The sequence below is a fragment of the Fructilactobacillus sp. Tb1 genome (genome assembly GCF_050500285.1).
Classification (GTDB): Bacteria; Bacillota; Bacilli; order Lactobacillales; family Lactobacillaceae; genus Fructilactobacillus.
In genome coordinates, this window is record NZ_CP191377.1 from 1,603,444 (window position 1) to 1,625,347 (window position 21,904).

26 protein-coding genes and 1 other annotated feature are annotated in these 21,904 nt (G+C 34.2%); of the genes, 2 read left to right on the plus strand and 24 right to left on the minus strand.

Going from position 1 to position 21,904, the window contains the following annotated elements; genetic code table 11:
• Both ACQW5G_RS08265 and ACQW5G_RS08270 read right to left on the minus strand, forming a co-directional pair.
• Window positions 1-504, minus strand: coding sequence for a hydrolase (locus ACQW5G_RS08265; protein ID WP_429970984.1), 504 nt, complete (start codon window positions 502-504; stop codon window positions 1-3).
• Window positions 505-519: 15 nt separating this feature from the next.
• Window positions 520-1,287: a TrmH family RNA methyltransferase gene (locus ACQW5G_RS08270; protein WP_429970985.1), complete on the minus strand. Its 768-nt coding sequence runs from the start codon at window positions 1,285-1,287 to the stop codon at window positions 520-522.
• Between the two features lie 74 nt (window positions 1,288-1,361).
• Between ACQW5G_RS08270 and ACQW5G_RS08275 the strand changes: the two genes are divergently transcribed.
• Together ACQW5G_RS08275 and yidC are read left to right on the plus strand one after the other, a co-directional pair.
• Window positions 1,362-1,637, plus strand: a complete 276-nt coding sequence (locus ACQW5G_RS08275) for an acylphosphatase (protein ID WP_429970986.1) — start codon at window positions 1,362-1,364, stop codon at window positions 1,635-1,637.
• 72 nt (window positions 1,638-1,709) lie between these two features.
• Window positions 1,710-2,642 carry a membrane protein insertase YidC gene (gene yidC / locus ACQW5G_RS08280; protein ID WP_429970987.1) on the plus strand — a complete coding sequence of 311 codons (933 nt, stop codon included), beginning with the start codon at window positions 1,710-1,712 and terminating at the stop codon, window positions 2,640-2,642.
• A gap of 97 nt (window positions 2,643-2,739) precedes the next feature.
• On the opposite strand, the gene ACQW5G_RS08285 is transcribed toward yidC, so the two are convergent.
• From ACQW5G_RS08285 to murC, 22 genes are all read right to left on the minus strand, one after another.
• Window positions 2,740-3,438 carry a Bax inhibitor-1/YccA family protein gene (locus ACQW5G_RS08285; protein ID WP_429970988.1) on the minus strand — a complete coding sequence of 233 codons (699 nt, stop codon included), beginning with the start codon at window positions 3,436-3,438 and terminating at the stop codon, window positions 2,740-2,742.
• 162 nt (window positions 3,439-3,600) lie between these two features.
• Entirely contained in the window at window positions 3,601-3,783 is a 183-nt protein-coding gene (gene rpmF, locus ACQW5G_RS08290; RefSeq protein ID WP_429970989.1) for a 50S ribosomal protein L32, read from the minus strand.
• Window positions 3,784-3,826: 43 nt separating this feature from the next.
• Window positions 3,827-4,384: a YceD family protein gene (locus ACQW5G_RS08295; protein ID WP_429970990.1), complete on the minus strand. Its 558-nt coding sequence runs from the start codon at window positions 4,382-4,384 to the stop codon at window positions 3,827-3,829.
• 79 nt (window positions 4,385-4,463) lie between these two features.
• Window positions 4,464-5,597 (minus strand): nucleotidyltransferase, encoded by a 1,134-nt coding sequence (locus tag ACQW5G_RS08300; RefSeq protein WP_429970991.1) that lies wholly within the window; start codon window positions 5,595-5,597, stop codon window positions 4,464-4,466.
• Window positions 5,598-5,599: 2 nt separating this feature from the next.
• Window positions 5,600-6,337 carry a class I SAM-dependent DNA methyltransferase gene (locus ACQW5G_RS08305; RefSeq protein ID WP_429970992.1) on the minus strand — a complete coding sequence of 246 codons (738 nt, stop codon included), beginning with the start codon at window positions 6,335-6,337 and terminating at the stop codon, window positions 5,600-5,602.
• 2 nt (window positions 6,338-6,339) lie between these two features.
• A complete protein-coding gene (gene rsfS / locus ACQW5G_RS08310; protein WP_429970993.1) occupies window positions 6,340-6,699 on the minus strand; it encodes a ribosome silencing factor in 360 nt (119 codons plus the stop codon).
• A gap of 8 nt (window positions 6,700-6,707) precedes the next feature.
• Entirely contained in the window at window positions 6,708-7,310 is a 603-nt protein-coding gene (yqeK, locus tag ACQW5G_RS08315; protein ID WP_429970994.1) for a bis(5'-nucleosyl)-tetraphosphatase (symmetrical) YqeK, read from the minus strand.
• The gene (locus tag ACQW5G_RS08320; RefSeq protein WP_429970995.1) at window positions 7,303-7,875 is read right to left on the minus strand and encodes a nicotinate-nucleotide adenylyltransferase; all 573 of its coding nucleotides are present in this window, start codon (window positions 7,873-7,875) and stop codon (window positions 7,303-7,305) included. Before ACQW5G_RS08320 ends, yqeK begins: the two co-directional genes overlap by 8 nt.
• 12 nt (window positions 7,876-7,887) lie before the next feature.
• Complete coding sequence (yhbY, locus tag ACQW5G_RS08325; protein WP_429970996.1) at window positions 7,888-8,199, minus strand: ribosome assembly RNA-binding protein YhbY; 312 nt, start codon at window positions 8,197-8,199, stop codon at window positions 7,888-7,890.
• 9 nt (window positions 8,200-8,208) lie between these two features.
• Window positions 8,209-9,342, minus strand: a complete 1,134-nt coding sequence (yqeH, locus tag ACQW5G_RS08330) for a ribosome biogenesis GTPase YqeH (RefSeq protein WP_429970997.1) — start codon at window positions 9,340-9,342, stop codon at window positions 8,209-8,211.
• Complete coding sequence (locus tag ACQW5G_RS08335; protein ID WP_429970998.1) at window positions 9,342-9,869, minus strand: YqeG family HAD IIIA-type phosphatase; 528 nt, start codon at window positions 9,867-9,869, stop codon at window positions 9,342-9,344. The genes yqeH and ACQW5G_RS08335 overlap by 1 nt, the downstream gene beginning before the upstream one ends.
• 125 nt (window positions 9,870-9,994) lie before the next feature.
• Window positions 9,995-10,348, minus strand: a complete 354-nt coding sequence (gene rplT, locus ACQW5G_RS08340) for a 50S ribosomal protein L20 (protein ID WP_429970999.1) — start codon at window positions 10,346-10,348, stop codon at window positions 9,995-9,997.
• 23 nt (window positions 10,349-10,371) lie between these two features.
• Window positions 10,372-10,566: a 50S ribosomal protein L35 gene (rpmI, locus tag ACQW5G_RS08345; protein ID WP_429971000.1), complete on the minus strand. Its 195-nt coding sequence runs from the start codon at window positions 10,564-10,566 to the stop codon at window positions 10,372-10,374.
• 31 nt (window positions 10,567-10,597) lie between these two features.
• Window positions 10,598-11,104 (minus strand): translation initiation factor IF-3, encoded by a 507-nt coding sequence (gene infC, locus ACQW5G_RS08350; RefSeq protein WP_429971001.1) that lies wholly within the window; start codon window positions 11,102-11,104, stop codon window positions 10,598-10,600.
• 42 nt (window positions 11,105-11,146) lie between these two features.
• Window positions 11,147-11,271: a sequence feature (ribosomal protein L20 leader region), on the minus strand.
• Window positions 11,272-11,288: 17 nt separating this feature from the next.
• Complete coding sequence (gene thrS, locus ACQW5G_RS08355; RefSeq protein ID WP_429971002.1) at window positions 11,289-13,262, minus strand: threonine--tRNA ligase; 1,974 nt, start codon at window positions 13,260-13,262, stop codon at window positions 11,289-11,291.
• Window positions 13,263-13,521: 259 nt separating this feature from the next.
• Window positions 13,522-14,460 (minus strand): primosomal protein DnaI, encoded by a 939-nt coding sequence (gene dnaI, locus ACQW5G_RS08360; protein WP_429971003.1) that lies wholly within the window; start codon window positions 14,458-14,460, stop codon window positions 13,522-13,524.
• Window positions 14,460-15,794, minus strand: coding sequence for a DnaD domain protein (locus ACQW5G_RS08365; protein ID WP_429971004.1), 1,335 nt, complete (start codon window positions 15,792-15,794; stop codon window positions 14,460-14,462). Before ACQW5G_RS08365 ends, dnaI begins: the two co-directional genes overlap by 1 nt.
• Window positions 15,795-16,274, minus strand: a complete 480-nt coding sequence (gene nrdR, locus ACQW5G_RS08370; RefSeq protein WP_429971005.1) for a transcriptional regulator NrdR — start codon at window positions 16,272-16,274, stop codon at window positions 15,795-15,797.
• 4 nt (window positions 16,275-16,278) lie between these two features.
• Window positions 16,279-16,851: a dephospho-CoA kinase gene (gene coaE, locus ACQW5G_RS08375; protein WP_429971006.1), complete on the minus strand. Its 573-nt coding sequence runs from the start codon at window positions 16,849-16,851 to the stop codon at window positions 16,279-16,281.
• Window positions 16,844-17,689: a DNA-formamidopyrimidine glycosylase gene (mutM, locus tag ACQW5G_RS08380; protein ID WP_429971007.1), complete on the minus strand. Its 846-nt coding sequence runs from the start codon at window positions 17,687-17,689 to the stop codon at window positions 16,844-16,846. Before mutM ends, coaE begins: the two co-directional genes overlap by 8 nt.
• Before the next feature lie 14 nt (window positions 17,690-17,703).
• Entirely contained in the window at window positions 17,704-20,403 is a 2,700-nt protein-coding gene (polA, locus tag ACQW5G_RS08385) for a DNA polymerase I (protein ID WP_429971008.1), read from the minus strand.
• Window positions 20,404-20,488: 85 nt separating this feature from the next.
• On the minus strand, window positions 20,489-21,838 hold the full coding sequence (gene murC / locus ACQW5G_RS08390) for a UDP-N-acetylmuramate--L-alanine ligase (protein WP_429971009.1): 1,350 nt from the start codon (window positions 21,836-21,838) through the stop codon (window positions 20,489-20,491).
• Window positions 21,839-21,904: the final 66 nt, after the last annotated feature.

The following is a 21,904-nucleotide window of genomic DNA, read 5'->3' on the forward strand; positions in this document are numbered from 1 at the left end:
CTATTCTTTTTTCTTGCTATTTTTATTGTTCAATAAATTTTTAAATCTTAGTTCAACGGGTGACATAAATTCATTTACAGCAGCGTAATCATCTACTAACGAAACAATCACACTTTCCATGTATTTTGGTCGTGCTAGGGTTAATCCCCACATGTGCTTCAAAATAATGTCTTCTTCTTTAGGAGTAAGTTCAGTAATGTTTCTAGCATTTCTCAATGCTACTCGCGGATGCATATAAGCATGTGATCCAATATCAAATTTGGTAGTTCTCCAATCATAGTAAAATAAATCATGAAGTAGTCCACCCCGAGCAGCAGCTCGATAATCTAGATGCATTCGTTTTGCAATTAAATAACTAACATACGAAACGTAGATGCAATGTTTTAATCTAGTTGAATGGTGATGTTGTGTATAACCTGCTAATTGCTTCACTTCATCAGAGTTTAACAGGTCAGAGATACAAGCCATAAACTCCGGATCATTCTTCCAAGCATTTGCTTTCATTCTTTTATCCTCGAACTATTTCATAATTCGAAACATAATCACGGCTGCTGCAATTGCAACATTCAATGATTCTGCTTTTCCCTTAATCGGAATGTAAAGATTATTAGTTGTTTCCTTTAATAAGTCTTTGTTCATTCCGTTTCCTTCATTACCCATAATTAAAGCAAATTCAGACATTGGTTTAATGTCTTCATAATTAAGCGCGTCTGGATTTAATTCTGTCCCATAAATTGGCGTATTTTGGGCTTTCAACTTTGCAATCACAGTTTGCAATGGAGACTTTACCAAATTAACGTGATATTGACTTCCTTGCATGGCTCTCTGTACCTTACTATTATACTGGCTAGAAGTTCCGTCACCAAATATAACGCCTGTAAAACCAGCAGCATCAGCTGTTCGAACCATTGTTCCAATATTACCTGGATCTTGCACGTCATCTAATAGTAACCAGGCTCCACTTAGTTCGACATCATCTAAGCCTTGATTGTCAATTTTGCAAAGTGCAAAGATGCCTTGGGTCGTAGAGGTTGATGCAATTTCGTCAGCAATCTCATCTGAAATCGAAACTACGTCAAATCCCTTTAAATCACTACCATGCTCCAAATATTGATCATCAGTAGTAAAAATAGTAACGATTTCTGACTTAGGCAAATTATTGATAGCTTCTTGGACTAGATGCCAGCTTTCAATTAAATATTGGTCAGCTTTTTTTCTCCCTTTAGCTGTTTCTAGTTTTTTTAATTCTTTAACTTTTTTATTTTGTTTAGATGCAATTCGTTCCATTTGGTTTCTTCCTCAAAATATTTTATTCTAAATATAATAGTACCACATCAATTTAAAAGAAAGGATAAATACTCATGAAGACCTATTTGATTTTAATTCGTGGAAAAGTACAAGGAGTTGGTTTCCGTCATACAACTTGTTTATTTGCTAATGAATTGCATGTAACGGGTACAATTGAAAATTTACCAAATGGTGAGGTTAAGATTATTGCACAAGGAACTATCAATCTTTTAAGAACTTTTATTGATAAACTTCATCATTTTCCTAATCCACGGGCACGAATATCCCATATCTATGTTAGGTTAGCTGATTTTGATAAACATTATGATAGTTTTAAAGTTAAATTTTAACGCAGTTCGATTGCAGTAACCACCGCATTAGTTTAGTATTATAACTATGATTTCATAGTTAGGAGTTTATTAATGAAAAACAGAAAAAAACTTGGTTTAGTCGCAATGGCTGGACTAGCTGCTCTTACCCTCTCTGGGTGTGTTCAGCAAGATTCACATGGTAATCCTTACGGGATTGTTTATGACTACTTAGCAGTACCTGGACAACACGTGATGGACTGGCTTGCAAAATATGTTGGTGGTTACGGATGGTCATTGATTGCTATTACAGTAATCGTACGATGTCTTTTACTTCCAGTCATGATTAGTCAATTGAAAAAATCAACAATCATGCAAGAAAAAATGGCGTTAGTTAAACCACAAATGACTAAGATTCAAAGTTTGCTAAAGAAAGCCAAAACACAAGAAGAACAAATGGCATTAAATGTGCAAATGATGAAGTTATACAAAGATAACAATATCAGTATGACTGGTGGAATTGGTTGTTTACCACTTCTTATTCAAATGCCAATCTTTGCTGCCTTGTATGAAGCCATTCGTTACTCTCCAGAATTATCTCATACTGTTTTTATGGGTATTCAATTAGGACAAAAGAGTATTTTACTTGCTGTTCTTTCATTGATTGTTTATGCCGTTCAAGGTTACCTTTCAGTAATCGGAATGCCTAAAGCCCAACGGAAACAAATGGGAGCAATGATGATTATCTCTCCTGTCATGATTTTCTTCGTATCACTATCATCACCTGCCGGATTAGGAATCTACTTCTTCATCGGTGGTTTGTTCGCAATCATTCAACAATTAATTGTTAATGCTATTCGTCCACGAATCATTAAACAAATTCAAGAAGAAGCTAAGAAAAATCCTCCTAAGGTAATTGTTCCTGAATCAGTTGAAGAAACTGAAAAAGCTATTGAAGCCGAAGAAATTAAAGATGATCAACCAGTAATTGATAACGAAAATCATAATCGTAATGCCAATAAACAACGTCATCATCAAGATGATTAATAAAAAATAAGCTAGGAACTATTTCCTAGCTTATTTTTTTACGCTAATTTCGCATAAACAAAAACACGCTAACCGAAGTTAACGTGCTAATGAAAAATTAGTTTTTGTTATCACCCATACCAATAAGTTCCAATAAAATTTGGAAAATGTTTAGGATATCAAGGTAAATACTTAATGCACCCATTGTACTGTATTTTTGTAATTGTTCTTCACTATCAACAGAATCTGCAAAACGTTTTACGCTTTGAGTATCGTAAATAATGAAAACAGCAAAAATAACTAACATTACAAGATCCATTAAAATATATAAACCAGGAATGTGTAAGAACATTGATACAACACTTAAGATGATTGCAGCTAAAAGTCCCCACATCAAGTAGGCACCAAAACCAATAAAATCACGTTTAGTGTTATTAGCGTAAAATGTAAGTCCCGCAAACATAATTGCAGTTCCAAGCATTGCTAATCCAACAGTTCGTGCATTGTAATAAATAAGTACTGGACTCAATGAAACTCCAAATAGAATTGTCATTAAGTAGTAAATAGTATTAGTGGTTGATGCACTTGTATTTTCATCACTAACTGAGCGACTTAATGCAAACATCAATCCTAAAGCAACAACAAGGATAATTAATGATGTTCCCATTCCCATTGACATAACCCATTTTGTCATGAAAACAGCCATCAAAGTCATGATTACTCCTGTAATAGCTAATCCTGCGCAAACTTTTTGATAAGTTTTAGCAACTAGACGGTTAGCCATTTCAGCAGTATTTCCATAAATTTCACCATTCATAAAAATATCTTCCTTTCAAATCTATAATATACAATCTAAATTGTAACACGATTAAATTATAAAACATAGCGGACACTACACGTAGTAGGATTCTTATAGAATTTTTAAGTATAAAAAAAGAACCCCGAAAACCCATGGTGTTTTCAAAGTTCTATTTTTTAATTAGTTGTTCTTTTTAGCAACTACTTCTTTTCCATCGTAGAAGCCACAACTTGGACATACGTAATGTGACTTACGTAATTCTCCACAGTTAGGACATGCACTCATGCCAGGAACAGTCAATTTGATGTGTCCACGACGCATATCTCTTCTAGCTTTTGAAGTTTTTCTCTTTGGTACAGCCATTAATAATAACCTCCCTTATTAATTAATTTCCACTAGTGAATTTTTAAGCCTTGTCATCATCTTTAGAATAGAAATTCTTAAGATCCGCAAGACGTGGATCAACTTTAGTTGTTTCCTCCTCTTGATGATTAAAATCATCTTCGGAAATAACTTCCCAGTCATTTCCAGATGGCATTGATTTACCATCTTGTTCCTCAGGAGAAAGAACCTGCATTGGAATGTTAATAATAACATTATCCGCTACAGCTTTATCAAAATCAATTGTATCATCATCTTCATCAACTTTGATTACCACAGTATCTTCATCATAACGATTCAATGCTGCTTTAGTATTCACGTAAACTTCGTTAATATCGAAATCTAAGTCCAAGTCGACAGGATCCAATGATCTTGATGAAGGAACAGTAACACTTCCTTTAACGTGTGCATCGATAATGACATCGCCATTATCTGAAATAGCAGATACTTCCACGTTAAACGGAGTTGCATCTAAAATAACATCAGGATAACGTTCCATTAAGTCTGATTTCAAATCAAGCTTATCACTTTCTTCGAACGGACTTTTTTTGTATCCTTGAAGTTTTTCAAAAGACCACTTCATAAAAACAACCTCCAATGCAACAATCCAATTATACTTATATCTAAAAGCTATGTCAAGGTAATTTCCTTGATAGCTAATTTTATTTATTAATTATAACAGGAAACCGGTATAAGTCTTGTTGCTTATGCAAAATCATTCCAGTTAATAAACCGGATTTACATTCTAAATAATCTTCCTTTTCAAAAACTGACTTGTCAACTTTTGAAATTAACGGAAGTTCGAGCTCCTTCTTTACTTGACGTAAATAAGCCTGCCCTTTTTTTGTCATTCCTAATATTCTAATATTATCCTGACTTGTATCAATTTGTGCTTGAGTAATTTTGAATAAAACATATACACACAAACGTTGTAACCTGGTATAAGTATATCGTTTACTCTTCACTAATTCGATGAATTCAGCAAAATTTTGAGCTTTGATCGCTGACTTTTTAAATAAATACTCTAGCCCATCAGACATTTGATAGACATTATGCAATTCAGCTAATGAGCTTTGATTAATTTCATATTTTAAATATGGCCAAAAATCATCCCAAAACATTGGTTTTAATTCATCAGGATTGAAAGATGATTGCGGCATAAATTTAGTGAAATTTGAATTGCCGGACTTAATCGCCTTTCGAATTGATTTACCACTTGAGATAGTTTGCATCAATTCGTTATCATTATGATCGCTTTCACGTCTGATAATGGGAACTAATTCTAAATTAGATTTTAATTTTTTAGCCGCTTGTGCGTACCAAAAGCCAAGAGTGTCATTGGGAGATACCAAATTAACTCCATGATTATCTAAAAAGAATTTTCGAAATGTTTCAGGATAACTTTCTTGGTAGTTTTTAAATTCATCTGCATCCGTCTTAATTTCTAAAGTTTTAAACTCATTAAAATTAATTTCAGGATGTTCACTACCAAAAGATAGCCAGGAACATTTTAACGCATCAACTAATTTAACTGCTTGATCAGCAAAAATACTAGCTGGTTGAACAGCTGATTGAATCGGCAACTCAATTACAAGATCGACACCATTTTCCAAAGCCATTTGGGATCTCGTCCATTTGTCAAAAATAGCTGGTTCCCCTCGCTGAGTCCAGTTACTACTCATTACAACAACTGTAACATCTGCACCAGTTGCTGCTTGAGCGCTTTGCAATTGAAATAAGTGACCATTATGAAATGGATCATATTCAGTTATTATTCCAACCGCTTTTAATGTCATTATTAGCCCTTCTTACAAGCAAAAAACCATCTCGTGGTCGTATCATCAATTTCTTTGTTTCCAAAGTCAGCAGTCACTTTAACATCCTTAAAGCCAGCCTTAGTTAGAACTGCTTGATATTCTTCTACTGGATAAGTCCGTTCAAAATGAGTTTCTGAATATTCATCATAACCTTCAATTTCAGTATTGTAACTGAAAAAGGTCAAGTCATGTTCTACTGAATGCGGAAATTCTCCAATGTAAGTAGTCCACATAAATGCATGATCTTCATCATGGAAATTATACATGTATCCAGGATACTTCACATCGGTTTGATAAGGTGTAATCACATCAAACAAAAAAGTTCCTTCATCATTAAGATGTTGATCAACTTCATTAAACATGGTTTGAACTTCTTCAATATCACCTAAGTAACAAATTGAATCGTCAAAACAAGTAATGACGTCAAACTTACCTAATTCACTCAAATCAAGCATGTTTTCATTTAATAAAGGAGTATCCCCAAAGCCAGCTTCATTCAGATGTTCATTAGCAATCGCTAGCATATCATCGGATAAATCAGCACCAATCGCATTATATCCAGCTTGTTTCATTAGAACTAGTAAACGCCCTGTCCCACAAGCTAGATCTAATATTTCATCAGTTTTCTTAATATTATTGCTTACAAAGTCAATCCATTTATCATATAAATCATTATCAAATAATTGATCATAAAAAGTGGCAAACTCAGTATAAATCATCTTTAATCCTCAGTAATCCATGCTGAAACATCAACTGGTTTGGCATCAGCCCAAAGTTTTTCAAGGTTATAGAATTCACGAGTTTCAGTTTTAAAGATATGAACAATTACGTCACCTAAATCCATAAGAATCCAGTTAGATTTATCTTTTCCTTCAAAATGAAGAATTTTAACACCATCTTCTTCAAGATGATCTTCAATATTGTTAGCAATCGCTTTAACTTGACGTTCTAAACTTGCATCCATTAAGACAAAGTAACGACCCATAACACTCAATTCTTCAATATTTAATACAACGATATCGTTTGCACGACGTTCGTCAGCTGCTTTAACAACAGTTTCTAATACTTTTTGGTTATCCATGTTTTCTCCTATTTAAGTCCTGCAACAATCGCATTGTAAGCCACAATAGCGGCTGGATAAATTGCTTTATTTTTGCCAATCAAAAATTTCATTGTGTTTTCATTTTGGTAAATAACCCCTTGCCACAAATTCTCATGCGTAATATCACGGGCTTCTTGGACTCCTTCAAAATCACGAGCTGGTTCAATAAAATCAGCCATATATGTGATTTGTGCGTATTTATCCATATCTGGTGCACCAATTGTATGATATTTAACGGCATTCAAGATTCGGGCATCGTTAATGCCTAATTCAGCTTGAATCAAAAGATAACCAACGTAACCATGCCAAATGGCTTTCCCATAATTTAATAAATCTGGATCAAGATGATGATCAACAATCACTTTGATAAAGTCTTCGTTGGGACGTTGTTTAGCATAATCATGAACTAAGCCAGCTAAACCCGCAATTTCTGGATCCACATCATTTTCCTTGGCTAACTCAATGGCAGTTTGTTCAACTCGTAAACAGTGTTGAAATCTTTCGTCATTAAGATGTTTTTGCATTTCCGTAAGAATCTCATCACGATTCATTTTTGCATACTTGGTGTAATTATATTTAAATTCATTCATATAGATGATGCTCCTTAATATAATTTAATACTTGGTCTGGAACTAGATATTTTAAATTTTGGTGGCGCTTAACGGAATTTCTTACAAAAGTAGAAGAAATTTCAATGTATGGGGAATCAATCCACCGAACTGGATATTCCGTTTCCATACTAGTACCAACCCGTTTAACTCCCACAAAAGTTACCAATTTTAATAATTCATTGATACGATACCATTTTGGTAAATAAGCAACCATATCACCGCCAATAATAAAGTAATAATCTATTTCTGAATGATTATGGGTTAATTGCGTCAATGTATCAAAAGAATAGCTTTTACCACCCCGATCAACTTCAATTGTCGTTAACTCAAATTTGGAGTTATCCGCAATTGCTAGTTTGATCATGTTGACTCGATCAGCTGCATCAATCGCATCTTTATGATCAACATGTGGTGGAAGATAATCTGGCATAAATAGTACCTTATCAAGGTGTAACTGTGATAAAGCCTGTTCTGCCATTACTAGGTGGCCTAAGTGAATTGGATTAAACGTTCCACCTAAAATACCAATTTTTTTTCGTCCCATAGTTACTATTTCCTATAAACTGAAAACGCCAGTTGAAATGTCACGATGTTTAGGGTTTGATGATTCATCAAACAATAACACAGTATTACCAATTGTTTGTACAACATTGATATCACTATTACTCTCAATGAAATTCTTCACATCGTCAGTATCAACATCAGCACTTTGTTGAATGCTGATTTTAACTAATTCACGATTATCGACTGCTTGGCTAACTTCTCTAAGCCAAACTTCATTTAAACCATTTTTACCTACTGAAAAAATAGGACGTAAACGGTTTGCGTTCGCACGTAAAAATCTTTTTTGTTTCCCTGTTAATTTCATAATTTCTCCTTAAAACATTGCTTTTCTAATTAAAACAGAAACACCTTTTGGTGCCCATCCAGCAACTACTGAACCTTTTGGAACAGTAATCCAGCCTAAACCTTCGATAACTAAGTCACAAGTATCTTGAACTTTAAATTCATGCCGTTGAAGTGGCACAACGTTTTCTTTCCCCATTGGTGGATTTAATAATTCACCAGCGTGTTTTTCGAAGAATTCGTCAGCATTTTCTGTCTTAGTCCGATGAATCATTAAGTTATTATCAACGTAGACGGTAAATCCAGCTTTTGGTCCCTTAACGTAATCAAAACGACCAATTGCACCTAAGAATAAAGTCTGACCATCATGTAATTGATAAACTTTTGGTTTAATTCGTTTTTGTGGGGATACATATTTTAAATCTTTGGGTGATAAATAATGAGCCATTTGGCTATCATGGATAACCCCTGGGGTATCAATCAAATCATGACCATCATCTAACGGAATTTTAATCATATCTAAAGTAGTTCCAGGAAATTTAGAAGTTGTAATAACTTGTTCTTGTCCTGAAACTTGATGAATAATTTGATTAATTAAAGTTGATTTTCCAACGTTAGTAACTCCAACCACATAAACATCACGATCTTTTTGATGTTCTTGAATTGCTTTAAGCAAATCATCAACAGAACGATTAGTTTTTGCAGAAACTAATTCAATATCAATTGGTTTAATTCCAGCTTTGTTAACCATTTGGCGAAGCCAGTCTTTTACTTTAGATTCTTTAAATGATGATGGAAGCAAATCAACTTTGTTTCCTACCAACATAATCGGGTTATTTCCAACAAAACGTTGAATCCCTGGAATGATGCTTCCATTAACATCAAAAATATCAACCACATAAACCACTAATGAATCAGTATCGCCAATTTTACCTAGTAATCGAAGAAATTCATCATCTGAAACATTCACTGGTTGGATTTCATTGTAATGACGAAGTCTAAAACAACGTTGACAATATAATTCCCCAGATTCAAGTCCCTTTTCGATTGCAGACTTTGGTGTATATCCAACTTTTTCTTTATCAGTATCTTGGATTAAAGCTCCACAACCAATACAATAAAGTTTTTCGTCTAAAATTTGTTTAATATCGTTATTTTCTACCATTAATCAATGTCTTCTTTCCAATTCATATCCGGATATTTCTTTTTAAGCATCTTAAATACTAATGACTCAAGAAAACGATTCACTCGAGTTGGTAGCATATCAGTTTTTACTAATGGTTTAACCCAAATGCTCTTTACATGACAGTTATTAGCTGCCCAAACATCAGTCATTAATTGATCACCAACCATTACTACTTGGCTAGGTTTTAAATTAAAACGTTTCAATGTTTGTTTAATTCCACGGTTAAGTGGTTTTAATGCATGTGCAACAAATGGAATGTTCAAATCCTCAACTGCAATGCTAACTCGTTTAGGATTGTTGTTAGAAACTACGATAACACTAATTCCATTTTCTTTCATAAAGGTAATCCATTCAACAATCTGAGCAGTTCCAATTGAATTATTCCAAGGAATTAATGTATTATCTAGATCGGTTAAAATCGTATCAATTCCATTTTTCTTAAGTCTTTCTGGTGAAATGTGATATAAACTTTCAACCATCCATGTTGGTTTAAAAGCATCTAACATAACAACCCTTCTTCCTATTATATATAATTGCTTACTTCATTTTAAATCATTTAAGCTTTAAATTGGGAGTTATTGAAGAAAAAAACTTCCACCAAGAAATTTGATGGAAGTTTTTAATGTTTTAATTAAAGAGCTTTTTTAGCTTGTTCTACTAAAGCTGCAAATGCTTCAGCATCGTTAACAGCTAAGTCAGCTAACATTTTACGGTTCATGTCGATGTTAGCTAATTTCAAACCATGCATAAGCTTGCTGTAACTAATGTCATTAATTCTAGCAGCTGCATTGATTCTAGTGATCCAAATTTTTCTGAAGTTACCTTTGTTGTTACGACGATCACGGAAAGCGTAAGTACGTGACTTCATTACTTGGTCTTTAGCAGTTTTGAAAAGACGATGTTTAGCACCGCGGTATCCCTTAGCTAATTTAAGAATACGTTTACGACGGTTACGTGTGGCTGTTCCACCTTTTACTCGTGGCATATTAAAATCCCCCTATGATTAAATTATTTTTTTAATAGTTCGCTGTAAGTTTTGTTCCAGATACTACTGATCATATGTGTACCACGTAAATGTCTACGTTGTTTCTTAGTCTTACCGTGGAAACGGTGACTAGTGAAAGCGTGGGCACTCTTAAGTCCACCTTTAGCAGTCTTTTTGAATCTCTTTGCAACTGAACGGTTTGATTTCATCTTTGGCATAACAATATTCCTCCTCTTTAATTAAAGAAATTTAATTCTTCTTATTAGTACTTGGTGCAAGCATTAAGAACATACTACGGCCATCCATTTTTGCTCGTTGGGTAACAGTAGCAATATCAGAAAGTGCATCAGCCATTTTGTTAAGAACAGTACGACCGATTTCCTTATGGGTAATGGCACGTCCCTTAAATCTGATGGATACTCTGACCTTTTCACCTTTAGTTAAGAACTTTTGAGCATTCTTTAACTTAGTGTTGAAGTCATTAGTATCAATAGTAGGACTTAGTCTAATTTCCTTAACACTAACAATCTTTTGTTTCTTACGAGCTTCACGTTCCTTTTTTTGTTGATTGAAACGATATTTCCCGTAATCAAGAATTTTAGCAACTGCTGGTTTTGCGTTAGGAGCAACAAGAACTAAATCAAGATTTGCATCTTCTGCAATCTTCAATGCTTCTTGCTTCGTTTTTAGGCCAAGCTTGTTACCATTATCATCGATAATCATCATTTCGTGGGCACGAATTCCATCGTTAACCATTTGATCTCTCTTTGCTATAGTGGTTCACCTCCAAGTAATTTTAAAGCAGAAAAATAGCGGATACCCACAATGGGTACCCGCTACACCTATCGAAATAGGTCTTTCATTCGAATTGCCCAGCAATTAAGATTACTTAGGCGAGAAGCGGGAAGCCTCTGCTTTTAACTATTTAATCATATCAACTCTATTTAACTTTGTCAACAGATTCTTTTTCTTTACTTGCATCTCTTGAATAACTTGAGATATCTTTCAAGATTTCCATGACAAATTGATCAATTGACATGTCACGACTATTTTCTTCACCGTACTTACGGACAGAAACAGTATTATTTTTAACTTCGTTTTCACCAACAACAATAGTGTATGGAACTTTGTGAGTTTGAGCATCACGAATCAAATAACCCATCTTTTCACTACGATCATCAACGTGTGAACGAATCTTAATTGCAGAAAGTTTTTCGTTTAACTTACGTGCGTAATCTCCATATTTTTCATCACTAACAGGAATGATTTCAACTTGCTTAGGAGCTAACCAAGTTGGGAATGCACCCTTGTACATTTCAATTAGGTACGCAGTAAATCTTTCCATAGTTGAAACGATACCACGGTGAATCATAACTGGACGATGTTCCTTACCATCTTCACCTACGTAGTGTAAGTCAAAACGTTCTGGCAACATGAAGTCAAGTTGGATAGTAGATAATGTTTCTTCGTTACCTAAAGCAGTCTTAGTTTGAACATCAAGTTTTGGACCGTAGAAAGCAGCTTCACCTTCAGCTTCAACGTAATCTAAACCAAGATCATCCATGGCACCTTTAAGCATTGATTGAGCTTTGTTCCACATTTCGTCATCATCAAAGTACTTTTCAGTATTCTTAGGATCACGGTAACTAAGTCTAAATGTGTAGTTATCGATATCGAAATCATGGTAAACATCCATCATTAAACGAAGAATGTTTTTGAATTCGTCTTGAATTTGGTCAGGCGCAACGAATGTGTGACCATCATTAAGTGTCATTTCACGTACACGTTGTAAACCACTCAAAGCACCTGATTTTTCGTAACGGTGCATCATTCCTAATTCAGCAATTCGAAGTGGTAACTCACGGTATGAACGAATGTGGTGTTTGTAGATTTGAATATGTGAAGGACAGTTCATTGGACGCAATTCAAGCATTTCATCATCGTCCATTTCCATTGGTGGAAACATGTCTTCACGATAGTGATCCCAGTGACCTGATTGTTTGTATAAATCAAGGTTAGCTAGCACTGGAGTATATACGTGTTGATAGCCATTAGCTAATTCTTTATCAGTAATGTAACGTTCAATCGTACGACGAATTGTTGCACCATTTGGCATCCAGTAAGGAAGACCAGCACCGACTTTAGGATCAACGAAGAATAAATCAAGGTTGTTACCAATTACACGGTGGTCACGTTCCCTAGCTTCTTGACGGGCCTTTAAATCTGCTTCAAGTTCTGCTTCTTTGTAGAATGCAGTTCCATAAATACGTTGAAGCATTGGGTTTGATGATTTACCTTCCCAGTATGCACCAGCAACTGATAATAATTTGAAGTGTTTAAGGTTCTTAAGACTTGGAGCAACAACTCCTTGTGCTAATGTACGAACACCGGCGATGTCATAGAATAAAATGTTATCTGAATCCATACCAGCAATAATCTTAGCTTGGTAAGGGTCACCGTCTACTTCTTTAAGAGCTTCATCTTTGCTTAAGTAAACACGTTTTACAGTAGCATCAGTTTTAATAACACGTTTCATTTGATCAGCTAAATCTGATAATTCATCAGCACTAACTTGACGTTCTGCTTTATCAGTATCAACGTAGAATCCATCTTCATCGGCAGAAATTTCACCAATCTTAATTCCATGGAATTGTTTTTTAGCAACTGTTTCAAGTAATTGAGCAGCACTTTGACGAAGAACTTGTAATCCTTCTTCTGAACCAGAAGTGATAATTTCAATCTTACCACCCTTTTGTAAGGGTGCTAAAACATCAACTAATTCACCATCTACTTTACCAGCAACGGCTTTCTTAGCTAAACTAACTGAAATTGATTTAGCAATATCTTCAACTGATACGCCTGCATCAAATTCTTTTTTGTTTCCATCAGGGAATTCAAAAGATAATTTTGACATAATATTTCCTCCTATAAAAAAAGCCCCAGGTATCTTAAATACCAGGGACGTCGTTAGACGCGGTTCCACCCAAATTCGTTCAATTACTTGAACATCTCATTAGTAACCACTTTATTAATTTTTTATTTTAGTTAAGGTGGTAAACTAGCAAATCCAACAAATAACTTTCAGAAAATGTTATTCTCTCTGGGAATTCATTGCTAATTCATATCCTTGTTATTACTGTACTCATACAAGAGACAAATGTCAAGAATGAGGCCTAATCATTTCGTAAATTCTTACCATTCACTTCAATTGGTGTAGCTAAAAATTTAATTCGTTCCATTAAACGTTTAGCCTTCAATGGTTCAAAATCTCCTTTAGCAGTCACAGCTAAGTGTTCTTTTTCTAATTGATCCATTGAAAAATTAGAACTAAAGAAAGTTGAAAGTTGGTTTTGCATCCGATATTCCAAAATTACTCCTAAAATATCATCCCGGATCCAAGCTGACATTGAATCAGCCCCAATATCATCAATCATTAAAACAGGGACTTTCTTAACTTGATCAACTCGATTAGTAACTGAATCCGTTTTTGAACTAATTAAGCCCTTCATATCCATTGCAAACGAAGGAAAGTGTAAAAAGGTCGTCTTAACATTGTCTTTAGCTAACCGGTGTGCAATTGCACTAAGTAAATATGATTTACCCACTCCAAAACTTCCATAAATATAGAAACCCTTATGGTATTCATTTGGATTAGTTTCGTACGCTTCAATAAAATCAAGTGCATTAACTAGGGCATTTTTACGTTCTGGACTATTTTCGTAATAATAATCATCCAAGTTAGCATTTTGCAGTGCTTTAGACATTCCTAAATCCTGGATGTTACCCCTAATTTGTTTTGCTTTGGCTTGTTCTAAATAAGCTTCTGTTGGTTGGTAGGAAACCTCAATTGCATGATTATTAATTACTAATTTGGGTTCATAACCTTTTGCATAAGCATCCGTTCCTTTTTTCATGGCATCCCGCTTACTGACATATTCATACAAACTAGATGAAGACTTTTTAATTGAATCATCAGTTAACTCATTTCGATGTTCATCAATAAACAGTTTAACCTCTGGATCAGCAAAAACTTGATCCATTAATTTACGGTAGTTATCCGCATAATTTCTAGTTGCCATAATTGATTTAAACTTATCGCCAACATTTTCCATTAATTTTCACCTCGTTCCTTTTGATTGAATTTTTTGAGCTTTTCTGCAATCAAATCATTTCCATAACTGTCATTTTTCTTTGCCTGAGATTTAGGCTGCGTATCTTTAGCCCAATCAGGTAAAGTTTCACGCACGTTAAGTTTGGCCCGTTGGTTCGATTTTTGCCGTCGTTCCGCTTTTTCAGCACTAATTTTACTATCACGCGTTTTAATTTGTTCAAGGGCTGCTTCTGCAGTTTGAATGTGATGTTGGGACCAATCATTAGCAATCGTATCAACTAAGTTTTTATTCAAAGTGGGATAATTACGATCAACTAACAATAAATAAATCAACATATTAATTACATCATTTTTTAAAACCATTTTTTCCACTAGTTGAGAAATAATGCGTTCTTCAGAACTGGTCGCATAACCATTTTTTTCTGATTTTAAAGCATTCAAAAATACGATTGGTGCATAATTTTTGGCCGTTTGAAGCAGTTGTTGTTCTTCATTATCAAAATGATAATTGGAAGCTGCCACTGGATCAGATTGAATTTCAGTATTTTTAAATTCTTGTTGGTTATTACGGGAAACTAAAATCTTAAATTTTTGGGCATCAAAATGATTATTCGTTAAATTAGTCGCTTGTTCAATTAACTTAGTCATCGCCATTTCATCTATCCCATAAAGCAATTTTGTCGAAGTAAACAATTCATGATTTTTTTTCACATCATCAATATTGACAAATGAGTTACTTAAAATATTAAGCATCAATTTAAAATCTAGATTATCTGGTTGTTTTGTAAGCTGACTTTCTTCAGTTGGAATGCTTTTTTGCACCTGCTTAATCACTTCTGGTTGATTAGTAATGTTTTGTTGATTAATGGAATAGACTTGTAAAAAATCGTGGGTGGTATCTGTTACTAAAGAAAAATCATAATCATTTGGTAATAATTCATGTGATAGTTCAAGGTATTTTGATTCCCCAATCATTTCTAACAAAACTTCACTAATTAATCCACTTGCAAAAAATTGCTTCGCTGATAATGGCTTTGCTAATAAATACGTATTTTTACCATCATCATTTACATAAGTTTTAAGGAGTCCAACTCCTTCAAGTTTTAAACGAGCTTGATAAAGTTCCCCACCATCAATACCAATGCTATTCATTAAAGCAAAATGTTCATTCGTCTTTTGATTATCATTCCAAAAAGAACTCACCAAAGAAAATGCATTAGCGCCAATAATTGGCAAATACAATTTAGTGAGGATTTGGAAATCAGTAGCATTTAATTCACCATTACGATAAACCTGATATTCAGTTTTAGGATTAACTATTTGATTATTATTCATTTATTTTTCATTATTTGATGAATCATCATCCATCAATTCTTTCATTTTACAGTAAAATTCATTCATATCTTTAAATTGACGATATACACTAGCAAAGCGAATATATGCAATTTCATCAATTTCTTTTAGTCCAGACATTACTCCTTGACCAATTAAATCACTAGATACTTCATGACTTCCATCATCCGCATTTTCTAATTTTAATTTGGTCTCGCTAACGATTCGATTCATTTGTTCCAGTGATACGGGACGTTTTTCACAAGATCTAATAATTCCGCGTAAGACCTTTTCTGAACTAAACTCTTCACGATTACCATTTTTCTTAACTACTAATAAGGGTGCTGCTTCAATTCTTTCAAAAGTAGTAAAACGATGACCGCAATTATTACATTCACGACGTCTTCTAATTTCATTTCCAACTTGAATTGGTCGACTTTCTAATACTTTAGAAGAGGTATGCTGACATTTGGGACATTTCATTTTATCACCTCAAATTATTAATTATTTCCTTGACCTGTTTCTTTAAATCAACTATTCCATTTGAGGAATCAATCACTAAATCAGATAATTCACGCTTAATTACTTGGGGCCATTGGCTGGAAATTAATTTATTTGCTTTACTAATTGATAAATCATCACGTTTTTGCAATCTTTGCATTTGAACAACCGGATCACAAGTTACCATTACAATTTCATCAACGTACACCTGTAATCCATTTTCAAATAATGTTGGTGCTTCAACGATTACAAGGTCATCAGTTAATTGTTTATGAATTTCATTAATCAAAAACGGATTTAAAATTTTAATTAATTCTTTCATCGCTTTTTTGTCATTAAATACAATCGCAGCTAATTTGCTTCGATTTACTTTTCCATCAGAAATAACATCAGGTCCAAATAATGACGCAATGCGATTAATCACTTCTTCATTTTCAGTTTCTAAACTGTGAACGGTTTGATCTAAGTCAATCACAGTATATTTTTCTTCGCGTAAGATATTACCAACTGTTGATTTTCCAGATGCAATTCCGCCAGTTAATCCAATTACTTTAGTCACTTAAATCACCATGTAGTTTTTGACATTTAGGGCAAAAAGTTGTCCCTCTTTGAGCTACTTTAATTTTTTCCATTGGTGTGCCACATCTTTCACAGGGTTCACCCTTACGTCCATAGGCATGCAATTGATTTTGGAATGAACCAGCTTCACCATAGGCATTTGAATAAGAATGGACAGTTGTTCCATGGCCTTTAATGGCAGCCGCAATTTCTTTAATGATGTTTTTTCGTAATCTTTCGATTTCTGCATCACTTAATTCATTAGTTTTTTGTTCTGGATTAATTTTCGACATCCAAAGAACTTCATCACAATAAATATTACCTAACCCAGCAATTTTTGATTGATCTAACAAGAATCCCTTAATATTACGGTGTGATTTATGGAAAATTTGTTTCATATAGTCAAACTTCAAGTCTTGTTCGGTAGGTTCTGGTCCAATTTTGCTTAAACCTGAAAGTTTGGTATAAACGTCTTCAGTCTTAACTAATGCCATCTTACCAAACATCCGGGTATCTTTATAACGTAGTTCTCGTCCATCAGTTAAATGAAATACAACCAGTGTATGCTTAGGTCTTTCAGTTCCTTCAGGTTGAACTTCATACTTTCCTTCCATTCGTAAATGTGACATTAAAGTATAGTCATCACTTAAACGGAATAAAAGATATTTACCACGACGATCAATATCCATAATTTTTTTACCAGCAAGAATTTTTTCAAATTCATCCGCTGGCATGTTAATCATTTTAGGATAGAGCACTTCGACTGATTTAATCGTAGCCCCCTTAACTAATTTAATTAGTCCTTGTCTTACTGTTTCAACTTCTGGTAATTCTGGCATTTCATCCACCTCTATTATTTTTTAATGTTGTACCAATCTGAACCAGAGTGACTTTCAACCTTCAAAGGAACGTTAAAATCAACTGCTGATTCACTTAGCAATTTGTCAGTTGTCATAATTGAATCCATTACTTTTGGAACTAATTTTTCTAAAACTGGTATTTCATTTTCTGGGGCTTCAAAAATCAATTCATCATGAATTTGAAGCAACATTTTTGCTTGTAATCCTTTTTCTTTTAAGACAGCCTGCATTTTAATCATCGCTGCTTTAATAATATCAGCTGCACTACCTTGAATTGGAGAGTTCATCGCAATTCTTTCCGCAAACTGACGAAGTTGAAAACGTTTTGAATTAATGTCCGGAATGTAGCGACGACGATGAGAAATCGTTTCTACATAGCCATGTTCTTTAGCAAACTTAACTGCATCTTCAGTATATTGCTTAACTCCGGGATATTCTTTGAAATATTTATCGATAAAACGTTTGGCATCTCCATTAGAAATCCCAGTATTTTTTGCTAATCCAAATGAACTAATCCCGTAAACAATCCCAAAGTTAACTGCTTTTGCTTGGCGACGTAAGTCTGGCGTAATTACTGCATCCTTATCCAACTCAAAAATTCGACGAGCAGTAGCAGCATGAATATCTTCACCGCTTTCAAAGGCTTCACGCATATTTTTATCACCTGAAATAGCAGCTAAAACCCGTAATTCAATTTGGGAATAATCAGATGAGAACAATTTCCATCCCTTATGACTTGGAACAAACGCCTCACGTACCTTACGTCCTTCTTCTGTACGAACAGGAATGTTTTGTAAATTAGGATCAACTGATGATAAACGCCCAGTTTGGGTAAGGGTTTGTAGATAACGCGTATGTACTTTTCCATCATCTGCAATATCAGCTTGAATCCCTACCAAGTAAGTTGAAATTAATTTCGTTAATTGACGATAATTAAGGATATTTTCAATGATGGGATAATCAGGTGCCAATTGTTCTAGCACACCCACAGCAGTTGAATAACCGGTCTTGGTTTTTTTAATGGCAGGAAGCCCCATTTTTTCAAAGAGTACAACTCCTAGTTGCTTTGGAGAACTAATATTAAATTCTTCCCCGGCTTCTTGATAAATTCGTTGCTCATATTCGCTTACTCGTTCAGTAAACTTGCTCTTCAATTCCTCTAGTTTATCACGATCAACTGTAATTCCTTGAATTTCCATTGCACTTAATACTTGTGATAAAGGTAATTCTAGCTCACGGTACAAATCAGTTTGTTGATGTTCAGCCAACTTTTCGAGCATTTGGTCTTTCAAAGTTGCAATTGCTAGTCCTTTTCTAACCATATGTTCAAATAATTCTGGATCTTCAGGAATTTTAATGCTCTTTCCTTTTCCATAAACTTCTTCATCTGATAAGACCCCAAAATAGCCATGACGGTTGGCCACTTCGCCAATATCATCTTCGTTATTTAACGTATTAATCAAATATGAAACTAATAACATATCAAAATCAACACCATTAAGAGAAATTTCATTTCGATGAAGTCCAACAATTTGTGCCTTGGTATCAAAAATATTTTTCTTAATCTGATCTGATTCTAGGAGTGCCTTTAGATGATCATTCTCAAGTAAATGCATATCCTTGCTAACAAACCATTTTTTACCGTCACCAATTACAAAACCTAATTGATCAGCTACATGATAGTTGGGATTAATGATTTCAATATTAAAAGTAACGTTAGTGCCTAGTTTATCAACTTCAGCCACATTATCTTCGGTCAAAACGGTATATTTAACGTTTGGTAATTCGATTTTAGCAGTTCCGGTATTCTCAGTACTCGTTTCACCACTACTTAAAAAAGTCTTGAATCCCATTTTCTTGTAAAAATCAGATAAAGCTGGTTCTTGTGGTCCCTTATATTCAAGATCACTTACTTTAATTTTCACTGGCGCATCGGTATCAATGGTAGCTAATTTTTTGGCCAAGAATGCTTGATCTTTATCATTAATTAAGTGTTCTTTTAGTTTTTTAGCAGTAATTTCATCAATGTGGTCATAAATTCCTTTAATCGAACCGTATTGTTTAATTAATTTAATGGCGGTCTTAGGTCCAACTTTTTCAACTCCAGGATAATTATCAGAATTATCCCCTTGAAGACCTTTAACATCAATATATTGAGTTGGCGTAATTCCCATATTTTTTTCAAAATAGGCCGGAGTATATGCTTCCATGTCACTAACTCCTTTTTTGGAAACATTAACCGTCGTATTTTGAGAACTAAGTTGAGTTAGATCACGATCACCAGTAATAATATCAACGTGATAACCATCTTTTTCTGCCATTTTAGCAGTGGTACCAATAATATCATCCGCTTCGTAATCTTTTAATTCATAAGTTTTAATTCCACGAGCTTTTAATAATTCCATTACATATGGAAATTGTTCCCGTAATTCATCCGGTGTTTTGGCCCGTCCGGCTTTGTAATTATTGTACATTTTAGTTCTAAAAGTTGTTTTACCAGCATCAAAGGCAGCTAAAACTGCAGTGGGTTTAATTTCATCTAAAATATCATTTAACATGCGGTTAAATCCATAAATGGCATTTGTATGTACACCATCTGGACTAGTGAAGCGGTCAATTGAGGTATATAAAGCAAAGAAAGCTTTATAAGTTAATGAATTTCCATCAATTAACAAGAGTTTTTTTTCGGTCATCTGGAAATCCTCCAAAGTTATTTATTTATATTTTACCACTAATTTTTAGGCAAAAAAAAGCATGACTCTTCGTCATGCCTTCGTTTTAGTTAATTTTTTTGCTTAAATGACTAAGTAAGTCTTCATAAGTTCTTTCGTATTTTTGAATATCTCCAGCACCCATGAAAATTACAACTGCATCTTTATAATCTAACAATGGTGAAACATTGTCTTCTTTAATTAAAGCTGCACCAGGAATCTTATCTACCAAGTCTTGACTACTAATGTTACCTGATTTTTCACGTGGTGAACCATAAATTTTTGTGATATACGTATGGTCAGCTTTTGAAAGGGTTTTAGCAAAATCATCAAGATAAGCAATTGTCCGACTGAAAGTATGTGGTTGGAAAACTGCAATAATTTCTTTATTAGGGAATTCTTGACGAGCTGCATCCAAAGTAGCCTTAATTTCTGATGGATGATGAGCGTAATCATCAATAATGGTCATATCGCCAACTTTAATCTTTGAAAAACGACGTTTAACCCCTTGGAAAGTGAGTAATTCACGTTGAATTTCATCTAAATCAACTTCTTCAAAGTATGAAACAGCAATGACAGCAAGTGAATTAAGGACATTGTGTTCCCCAAATAAAGGAATTTCAAAACGACCTAAATCTTCTCCTCTAAAGTTAACGTTAAAAGTTGATCCTGAAGTTGTTCGTTTGATATCAACTGCTCTAAAGTCATCTTTTTCACCAGTTCCGTAATAGTAAACTGGAACATCAGCCTTAATCTTACGAAGATATGGATCGTCTCCCCAAGCAAAGATACCTTTTTTAACGTGAGTAGCAAAAGTTTGGAAAGCATCAAAGACATCATCAATGCCAGTGTAATAATCTGGATGATCAAAATCAATGTTAGTCATAATGGCGTAATCAGGGTAAGTTGGCATGAAGTGACGCCGATATTCATCAGCTTCGTAAACGAAGAAACGAGCATCTGGAAGTGCATTACCAGTCCCATCACCAACAAGGTAATCAGTTGGTGCAATTCCACTAAGTACGTGAGCTAATAAACCAGTAGTACTTGTTTTACCATGGGCACCACAAACAGCAATACTAGTGTATCCCTTAATCAATTCACCTAAGAATTCTGGGTATCTAAAGATTGGGAGACCCATTTCTTTAGCACGAACAACTTCTTCTTGGTCGTCTGGGAAAGCATTTCCAACGATTAAAGTCATTCCTTCTTTAATGTTATCTGGATTAAATGGAAGCACAGGAATTCCTGCATCTTCTAGTCCTTTTTGAGTGAAGGTATATTTTTCAATATCTGATCCTTCAACTTTACAACCCATGTCATGAACAACAAGAGCCATGGCACTCATTCCAGTACCTTTAATTCCAACAAAATAATAAGTAGTATTTTTATCAATTTTTAATTCTGGTTTAGTCATAATTTAGAAAACTCTCCTTAGTTTCTAGCTTAATTATTATCATACCATTTTTGCCATCTTTTAATA

Excerpts from the sequence above, each read along its gene's own strand:
- thrS (WP_429971002.1), bottom strand. The coding sequence starts at position 13,262 with ATGTCAAAATTATCTTTTGAATTCCCTGATGGAAACAAAAAAGAATTT.
- polA (WP_429971008.1), bottom strand. The coding sequence starts at position 20,403 with ATGACCGAAAAAAAACTCTTGTTAATTGATGGAAATTCATTAACTTAT.
- rsfS (WP_429970993.1), bottom strand. The coding sequence starts at position 6,699 with ATGGATAACCAAAAAGTATTAGAAACTGTTGTTAAAGCAGCTGACGAA.
- dnaI (WP_429971003.1), bottom strand. The coding sequence starts at position 14,460 with ATGGAAAATGTTGGCGATAAGTTTAAATCAATTATGGCAACTAGAAAT.
- ACQW5G_RS08305 (WP_429970992.1), bottom strand. The coding sequence starts at position 6,337 with ATGATTTATACTGAGTTTGCCACTTTTTATGATCAATTATTTGATAAT.
- yqeK (WP_429970994.1), bottom strand. The coding sequence starts at position 7,310 with ATGAATGAATTTAAATATAATTACACCAAGTATGCAAAAATGAATCGT.
- mutM (WP_429971007.1), bottom strand. The coding sequence starts at position 17,689 with ATGCCAGAATTACCAGAAGTTGAAACAGTAAGACAAGGACTAATTAAA.
- rpmF (WP_429970989.1), bottom strand. The coding sequence starts at position 3,783 with ATGGCTGTACCAAAGAGAAAAACTTCAAAAGCTAGAAGAGATATGCGT.
- ACQW5G_RS08265 (WP_429970984.1), bottom strand. The coding sequence starts at position 504 with ATGAAAGCAAATGCTTGGAAGAATGATCCGGAGTTTATGGCTTGTATC.
- ACQW5G_RS08285 (WP_429970988.1), bottom strand. The coding sequence starts at position 3,438 with ATGAATGGTGAAATTTATGGAAATACTGCTGAAATGGCTAACCGTCTA.
- ACQW5G_RS08335 (WP_429970998.1), bottom strand. The coding sequence starts at position 9,869 with ATGTTAGATGCTTTTAAACCAACATGGATGGTTGAAAGTTTATATCAC.
- rpmI (WP_429971000.1), bottom strand. The coding sequence starts at position 10,566 with ATGCCAAAGATGAAATCAAACCGTTCAGTTGCAAAGAGATTCAAAAAG.
- ACQW5G_RS08270 (WP_429970985.1), bottom strand. The coding sequence starts at position 1,287 with ATGGAACGAATTGCATCTAAACAAAATAAAAAAGTTAAAGAATTAAAA.
- yhbY (WP_429970996.1), bottom strand. The coding sequence starts at position 8,199 with ATGAAATTAACAGGGAAACAAAAAAGATTTTTACGTGCGAACGCAAAC.
- ACQW5G_RS08365 (WP_429971004.1), bottom strand. The coding sequence starts at position 15,794 with ATGAATAATAATCAAATAGTTAATCCTAAAACTGAATATCAGGTTTAT.
- nrdR (WP_429971005.1), bottom strand. The coding sequence starts at position 16,274 with ATGAAATGTCCCAAATGTCAGCATACCTCTTCTAAAGTATTAGAAAGT.
- rplT (WP_429970999.1), bottom strand. The coding sequence starts at position 10,348 with ATGCCACGAGTAAAAGGTGGAACAGCCACACGTAACCGTCGTAAACGT.
- murC (WP_429971009.1), bottom strand. The coding sequence starts at position 21,838 with ATGACTAAACCAGAATTAAAAATTGATAAAAATACTACTTATTATTTT.
- infC (WP_429971001.1), bottom strand. The coding sequence starts at position 11,104 with ATGGTTAACGATGGAATTCGTGCCCACGAAATGATGATTATCGATGAT.
- ACQW5G_RS08275 (WP_429970986.1), top strand. The coding sequence starts at position 1,362 with ATGAAGACCTATTTGATTTTAATTCGTGGAAAAGTACAAGGAGTTGGT.
- ACQW5G_RS08320 (WP_429970995.1), bottom strand. The coding sequence starts at position 7,875 with ATGGGACGAAAAAAAATTGGTATTTTAGGTGGAACGTTTAATCCAATT.
- ACQW5G_RS08300 (WP_429970991.1), bottom strand. The coding sequence starts at position 5,597 with ATGACATTAAAAGCGGTTGGAATAATAACTGAATATGATCCATTTCAT.
- yqeH (WP_429970997.1), bottom strand. The coding sequence starts at position 9,342 with ATGGTAGAAAATAACGATATTAAACAAATTTTAGACGAAAAACTTTAT.
- ACQW5G_RS08295 (WP_429970990.1), bottom strand. The coding sequence starts at position 4,384 with ATGAAGTGGTCTTTTGAAAAACTTCAAGGATACAAAAAAAGTCCGTTC.
- yidC (WP_429970987.1), top strand. The coding sequence starts at position 1,710 with ATGAAAAACAGAAAAAAACTTGGTTTAGTCGCAATGGCTGGACTAGCT.